The sequence below is a fragment of the Arthrobacter sp. CAL618 genome, assembly GCF_000468215.1.
Classification (GTDB): Bacteria; Actinomycetota; Actinomycetes; order Actinomycetales; family Micrococcaceae; genus Arthrobacter_D.
This window is the reverse complement of the sequence record NZ_ASZW01000060.1, coordinates 4,505-10,658: the sequence shown is the minus strand read 5'-3', so window position 1 is coordinate 10,658 and position 6,154 is coordinate 4,505. Positions and strand designations below refer to the sequence as shown.

At 68.2% G+C, this 6,154-nt stretch carries 5 protein-coding genes; 3 read left to right on the top strand and 2 right to left on the bottom strand.

The genetic code is table 11. The annotated features are described in order from the left end of the window. The 3 genes from nirB to K728_RS0103740 form a co-directional block, all read left to right on the top strand. The coding region (gene nirB / locus K728_RS0103750; RefSeq protein ID WP_024475898.1) for a nitrite reductase large subunit NirB at positions 1–2,152 on the top strand (2,152 nt) is incomplete at its 5' end. Between the two features lie 3 nt (positions 2,153–2,155). Then, positions 2,156–3,211 (top strand): uroporphyrinogen-III C-methyltransferase, encoded by a 1,056-nt coding sequence (gene cobA, locus K728_RS0103745; protein WP_024475897.1) that lies wholly within the window; start codon positions 2,156–2,158, stop codon positions 3,209–3,211. 14 nt (positions 3,212–3,225) lie between these two features. Further along, the gene (locus tag K728_RS0103740; RefSeq protein ID WP_083850981.1) at positions 3,226–4,329 is read left to right on the top strand and encodes a uroporphyrinogen-III synthase; all 1,104 of its coding nucleotides are present in this window, start codon (positions 3,226–3,228) and stop codon (positions 4,327–4,329) included. Here the strand turns inward: K728_RS0103740 and K728_RS0103735 are convergent. Together K728_RS0103735 and K728_RS23030 are read right to left on the bottom strand one after the other, a co-directional pair. After that, positions 4,326–5,849: an FAD-dependent oxidoreductase gene (locus K728_RS0103735; protein WP_024475896.1), complete on the bottom strand. Its 1,524-nt coding sequence runs from the start codon at positions 5,847–5,849 to the stop codon at positions 4,326–4,328. The two genes, K728_RS0103740 and K728_RS0103735, sit on opposite strands and share 4 nt — an antisense overlap. Further along, a partial coding sequence (locus tag K728_RS23030; protein WP_443110915.1) for a molybdopterin dinucleotide binding domain-containing protein occupies positions 5,846–6,154 on the bottom strand: 309 nt, incomplete at its 5' end. The genes K728_RS0103735 and K728_RS23030, both read right to left, overlap by 4 nt.

The following is a 6,154-nucleotide window of genomic DNA, read 5'->3' as shown; positions in this document are numbered from 1 at the left end:
CCTTCTCGGCCTTGAAGCTGCGGGAGGCCTCCAGCAACTCGGCGCTGAGTCGACCGTCGTCAACAGGGCGGGGTGGCTGATGAACGCGCAACTCGATCAGGGCGGGGGCCAGGCGCTCGGTCGCCTCATCGCGGGAAAGGGGTTGGGGATCAACTGCGGTGGCGCGCCGACCGGCATCACCACCGACGACGGTCGCGTCACCGGCGTGACCCTGAGCGACGGCACCGCCCTCCCCGCCGATCTCGTGGTTTTCTCAGTCGGCATCCGGCCCCGTGATGAGCTTGCTCGGGAGGCCGGCCTCGACGTGGCACCCCGCGGCGGAATCGTCATCAGCGACGCCTGCAAGACGGCCCGGCCTGGAGTCTGGGCGATCGGTGAGGTGGCGAGCTACGAGGGGGTCAGCATGGGGCTGGTCGCGCCAGCGAACGCGATGGCCGAGGTCTGCGCGGACGGCATCCTGGGCGGGCTGTCCACCTTCCCCGGTTTCGACACCGCCACCAAGCTGAAGCTCTCCGGCGTCGAGGTCGCGAGTTTCGGGGACGCGCTCGCGGAGTCGGAAGGCAGCCTCGAAATTGTTTACGCCGACCCTGCCCGGGGTCTCTACCAGAAGCTCGTGGTCACCGACGATGCCCGGACCCTGCTCGGCGGCATCTTCGTAGGGGACGCGGCACCCTACTCGGCGCTACGGCCGCTGCTCGGCCGCGAACTCCCCGCCGAGCCGGGCGCCTATCTTTCCTCGGCCGGCACGGGCGACGCCCCACCGTCGGAGCTGCCCGACGACGTCGTCCTCTGCTCCTGCAACAACATCACCGCAGGGACGTGCCGCTCAGCGGTGCACGGCCTGGACGCCAACGGTGAGGCGACCGACCCAGCGCTGGACATGCCCTCACTCAAAGCGTGTTCCCGTGCAGGAACCCAGTGCGGATCCTGCGTGCCAATGCTCAAAAAGCTGCTCGACGCCGAGCTCACCAAGGCGGGCCGTACCGTTTCGAAGGGCATCTGCGAACATTTCGCGATGTCGCGGCCCGAGCTGTTCGAAGCCATCCAGGCTCTTGATCTGGCGTCTTTCCAGGACATCATCCTCCGCTTTGGGGCGACCGACGAGGCGAAAACCGGGCACGGCTGCGACATCTGCAAACCGGCCATCGGTTCCATCCTCGCCACACAGCGCGGGGAGTACGTGCTCGACGGTGGCCGCGGCACCCTGCAGGACACCAACGACCGTGCACTCGCCAACATGCAGCGTAACGGCACCTACTCGGTGGTGCCGCGGATTCCCGGCGGAGAAATCACGCCGCAAAAGCTCGCCGTCATCGCGCAGGTCGCCGAGCAGTTCGGTCTGTACGTCAAGCTCACCGGCGCCCTGCGGATCGACCTGTTTGGGGCCCGGCTGGAGCAGCTACCGGAGATCTGGAAGATCCTCGTGGAGGCGGGGTTCGAGTCCGGGCAAGCCTACGGCAAGGCCCTGCGGAACGTGAAGTCCTGCGTCGGGTCCACCTGGTGCCGGTTCGGGGTGCAGGACTCGGTGGCCATGGCGATCAACCTCGAACTCCGGTACCGCGGGCTGCGGGCGCCGCACAAGTTCAAGATGGGGGTCTCCGGGTGCGCCCGCGAGTGCGCCGAAGCCCGCGGCAAGGACGTGGGTGTCATTGCGACCGACCAGGGGTGGAACCTCTACGTCGGCGGCAACGGCGGCTTCCAGCCCGCCCACGCCCAATTGCTCGCCCAGGACCTCGACGACGCAACGTTGATCCAGTACATCGACCGTTACCTCATGTACTACATTCGCACCGCGGACCGCATGCAGCGGACTGCCCGCTGGATGGACGATCTCGACGGCGGTCTCGAGCACGTGCGCGACGTCGTCATCAACGATTCCCTCGGCATCGCCGCCGACCTCGAAACCGCGATGGCCCGCCATGTGGAGCACTACGAAGACGAGTGGGCGGCGACGCTTAACAACCCTGACCGGCTCCGGCGTTTCAGGTCCTTCGTCAACGCGCCGGACGCCGCAGACCAGTCGATCGTCCTCGTCGAGGAGCGCGGCCAGCGGCGCCCGGCCACCCCGGCAGAGATTGAGGCCGGCGCAGGACGCGTCAACCTCGGGGCGGAGATCCCCGTCCGCGCCGCAGCAGAAACCGTGGAGGGCTGAGCCGTGCATCTCGATATTGATCTGTCTGGACGCCGCGTGGTGGTCATCGGAAGTGAGCGGGCCGCCCGCCGGGCCCTCGCGCGGTACCGGTCCGCGGGTGCCGTCGTCGAGCGGTATCCCAATCCTGGCGACTGCACAGCACCCGTGCTCGACGGTGTTGCACTCGTCGTTGTCGTCGAAGGGGCGCCCGCAGCCGCGGCGCCCACCGCTGGCCCGAACCCGTGCGGCGATGCACTCCGGGGGCGGTGCCGCAGCGCTGGCGCGCTCCTCACCCGGGAGGCAGCACCGTCGGATACCGGCCATGTGACTTTGATCGGTGGTGGACCCGGCACGTTGGGGCTGCTGACGCTCGACGCCGCGGCAGCCCTCCGGGAGGCCGACGTGGTGCTGTACGACCGGCTGGCTCCCGCCGAGGCCCTCGCCGAGTTTGCTCCGGCCGCGGAACTGCTCGACGTCGGGAAACTGCCAGGTCATCACCGGGTGCCGCAGACCGAGATCAACGACCTCCTCGTCAGTCGTGCCCGTGCGGGACGGCACGTGGTCCGGTTAAAGGGCGGCGACCCTTTCGTGTTTGGGCGCGGCAGCGAAGAGCTGGCGGCCTGCCTTGAGGCGCAGATCCTGTGCCGGGTGGTCCCCGGCGTGAGCTCGGCGATTTCGGTGCCCGCCGCCGCGGGCATCCCGGTCACACATCGCGGGGTCAGCCACCTGTTCACTGTGGTGTCCGGGCACGCTCCCTTGACTGATGAGGAACATGAGCATCTCGCGGGGCTGGGCGGCACGATTGTGGTCCTCATGGGGGTCTCGACGCTTCCGCAGCTGGTGGCCGGACTCGGCCGGGCCGGAATGCGGCAGGACATGCCGGTAGCCGTCGTCGAACGCGGGTATAGCCCATCCCAGCGGACGACGGCGGGTACCCTCTCGACGATCGTCACGGCCGCTGGCGTCAGCCGGTGCCAGTCACCCGCAGTCCTTGTGATCGGTGAGGTGGTGCGTGTCGGACTCGAACTGCAGGGCGGCGCCGCGCACCTGGCGCACCTGACCGAATCCCTGGCATCGTGACCGGGGCGATCCGCATGGATGGAGCCAGCAAACAACTCGCGGGCTTCCGCATCGGGGTGACCTCCGACCGCCGCTCGGGTGACCTCATCGATGCCCTCGAACGACGCGGCGCTACGGTGTTCCATGCCCCGGCGCTGAAGATCGCTCCGATCGCTGAGGATTTGGCGTTACTGACGGACACCGCAGCCATGGTGGCCGCGCGCCCCGACCTGTTCATCATCACAACCGCCTACGGGATGCGCCGCTGGTTCGAGGCCGCGGACGCCGCCGGGCTGGGCGACGACCTCCTTGAGGTGCTGGGGGATGGCCGTATCTACGTCCGCGGGCCCAAAGCCAGGGGAGCGGTGCGCGCAGCGGGGCTGGATGACGAGGGCATCAGTTCCGATGAGACCACGGCGACCCTCGTCGACCAGTTGCTGGAGCAGGATCTCTCGGGACTGACCATTGGCGTTCAACTGCACGCGTATGCCGACGCCCATCAGCTGGACCGGCTGCAGGCCGCCGGCGCTACCCTGCTGACGGTCACGCCCTATCGCTGGGTTAAACCCGAGGGATCCGAACGGTTGCCCCGCCTGATTGAGGCGATCTGCACCGGCCAGCTGGATTGTGTAACCTTCACCAGCGCGCCGGCCGTTGACGCCTTGTTCAGCACGGCCGCGGAGCAGGGCCTTCAGGCGGAACTGGTGCAGCGATTTCGCACCACCGTCCTGACTGCCGCCGTGGGACCGGTCACCGCGCAGCCGCTGATCGAGGCGGGAATTGAGCCGCTCGTGCCGGAACGCTTCCGGATGGGTGCACTGATCCGCCTGGTCTGCGACCACCTTTCGGAAAATTACGTGGAACAGCTGAGCACCTCGTCCGGGTGCGTCGAGGTGCGGGGCCGGGCCGTCCGGGTGGATGAGGTGGAGGTGGACCTCGCCCCGGCGCAACTCGTCCTCTTCAAGGCCCTCGTTTCCGCGCGAGGTGCTGTCCTCGGCCGTGACGCCCTGGTGGAACTCCTGGCCCGAACCGGCGCCAGCCACGCACTGGACATGAATGTGAACCGCCTGCGGAAATCCCTGCCCGATCCTGCCCTGATCGAAACAGTGGTCAAACGCGGGTACCGGTTACACATCTAGACCGCCACGGCGAAGTGCTGCTCGATCACGGCCTTGATGTCTTCGTGGCATCCCCCGCATCCCGTTCCCGCCCTGGTGCTGGCCGAGACATCGGGGACAGACGTGCAGCCGTTCACCACTGAATCCGCCACCGCGCCCCGGGTGACGCCCGCACAACGGCAGAGTGTCGCGTCGGGTCCGGAAGGAATCGCCGCCACAACTCCCTCGGCGCTGTCGAGCCGCAGCAGGCTGGAGCGGTCGGCCGGGAGCTCACTACCGCGTTCAAAAAGCAGGACCAGTTCCGCGCCGGTTCGTGGCATCCCCACGCAGACCAGACCCGTCAGGACACCGTCGCGGGTAACCATTTTCACGTAGCGTCCGTGCCCCGGGTCTGCCCAGACGGCCACGGCCAGCCCCGGCTGAACGGCCCAGGGATCCGCGTCCGTCTCGCCCGCCGTCACGGCGTCCACGCCGCGGGCCTTCAACACCAGGACGGCGTCGCGTCGCTCGGGAAGCCCGACAACGGAGGCTGGAACACCAGCGAATTCAGCAGCCCACGCCATGCCGAGGTAGTCCGCCTGCTGCCAGCCGGGACCGATCAGCCCCTGCGGGGCGGTGTCCTCCGTGCAGGCGGGGCAGGAACTGTCCCGGCAGCGCACCTCGGCGCAATCCCCGATCGCCCAGATACCCTCCGCATTGACCGCGCGCAACGTGTGATCGACCAGCACGCCATCGGCGACGTCGAGGCCACACTCCTCGGCGAGTTCGGTCCGCGGCCGCACACCACACGCGAGGACCAGTCTGCCACCGTCGATCCTCGTCCCGTCCGCGAGGTCCAGGCCAGCGAATCGGCCGTCCGCGAGGTGTACCCCGGTCGAGGTGCCGGCGACGACGGCGATGCCTGCGTTACGCAGCGCCGCCGCGAGAACCAAAGCCCCTTCACCCAGAAGCCGTTCCATCGGGGAGCGGCCATGATGCACGAGGGTGACCCGGCCGCCCTCCTCGGCGGCGGCAATCGCCGCCTCGATGCCGAGGATACCGCCGCCCAGCACCACGATGCGTTCCCGGGAGGCCAGAGCGGTTGCCACGGCGCGGGCATCGTCGAGGTCGCGCAGGAAACCGACCCCTGCGGGTAACGCCTGTGATCCGCCGTCGTCCATGCCCTCGAGGCACGGCAGGATGGGGCGCGAACCGGTCGCGAAAACCAGCCGGTGATAGGTGATCACCTCTCCGTCGTCGAGCAGTACCTGCCGGGCGGGGCGGTCCACCTGAGCTACCCGGGTGTCGAGACGAACATCGACGCCCAGGGCCATCAACGCCGCCGGGTCGGCCAACCCGATGGCTGCCTCACGGCTACGGCCGACGGCCACATCGGCGACGAGCACCCGGTTGTAGGCGGCCTCCTTCTCCTGGCCGATGATCGTTACGGCGACCTTTCCAGCGGCGACGAGAGGCTCAAGATGTTCAACGAGCCGGGCCGCGACCGGGCCGAAACCCACGATGACAATCCGCTCCGGAGCACCGGACTCAGGGTTACTCATGCGTTGACCTCCAGCTTGTCTGCCAATGACCGGGACGGGTGGGCGGACAGAGCCGCTACTCGTACCGGGGTTGTCTTGAACTCCGGCATGCCGGAGATGGGGTCGGTCGCGCTGCCCGTGAGTCGGTTCGCGCTGCCTGCCTCCGCGTAGTGGAACGCGAGGAACACTGTGTCCTGCCGGATGTCGGCCGTCAGATCGGCCAGAGCGTGGGCTTCGCCGTTCTCACTCGTGACGACCACACGATCATCCTGGGCAATGCCGAGGCCATCAGCCGTGACGGGATGAAGTTGCAGCCGCGGCTCGGG

Coding starts and splice junctions, on each gene's coding strand:
- K728_RS0103740 (WP_083850981.1), top strand. CDS start 3,226: ATGGATGGAGCCAGCAAACAACTCGCGGGCTTCCGCATCGGGGTGACC.
- K728_RS0103735 (WP_024475896.1), bottom strand. CDS start 5,849: ATGAGTAACCCTGAGTCCGGTGCTCCGGAGCGGATTGTCATCGTGGGT.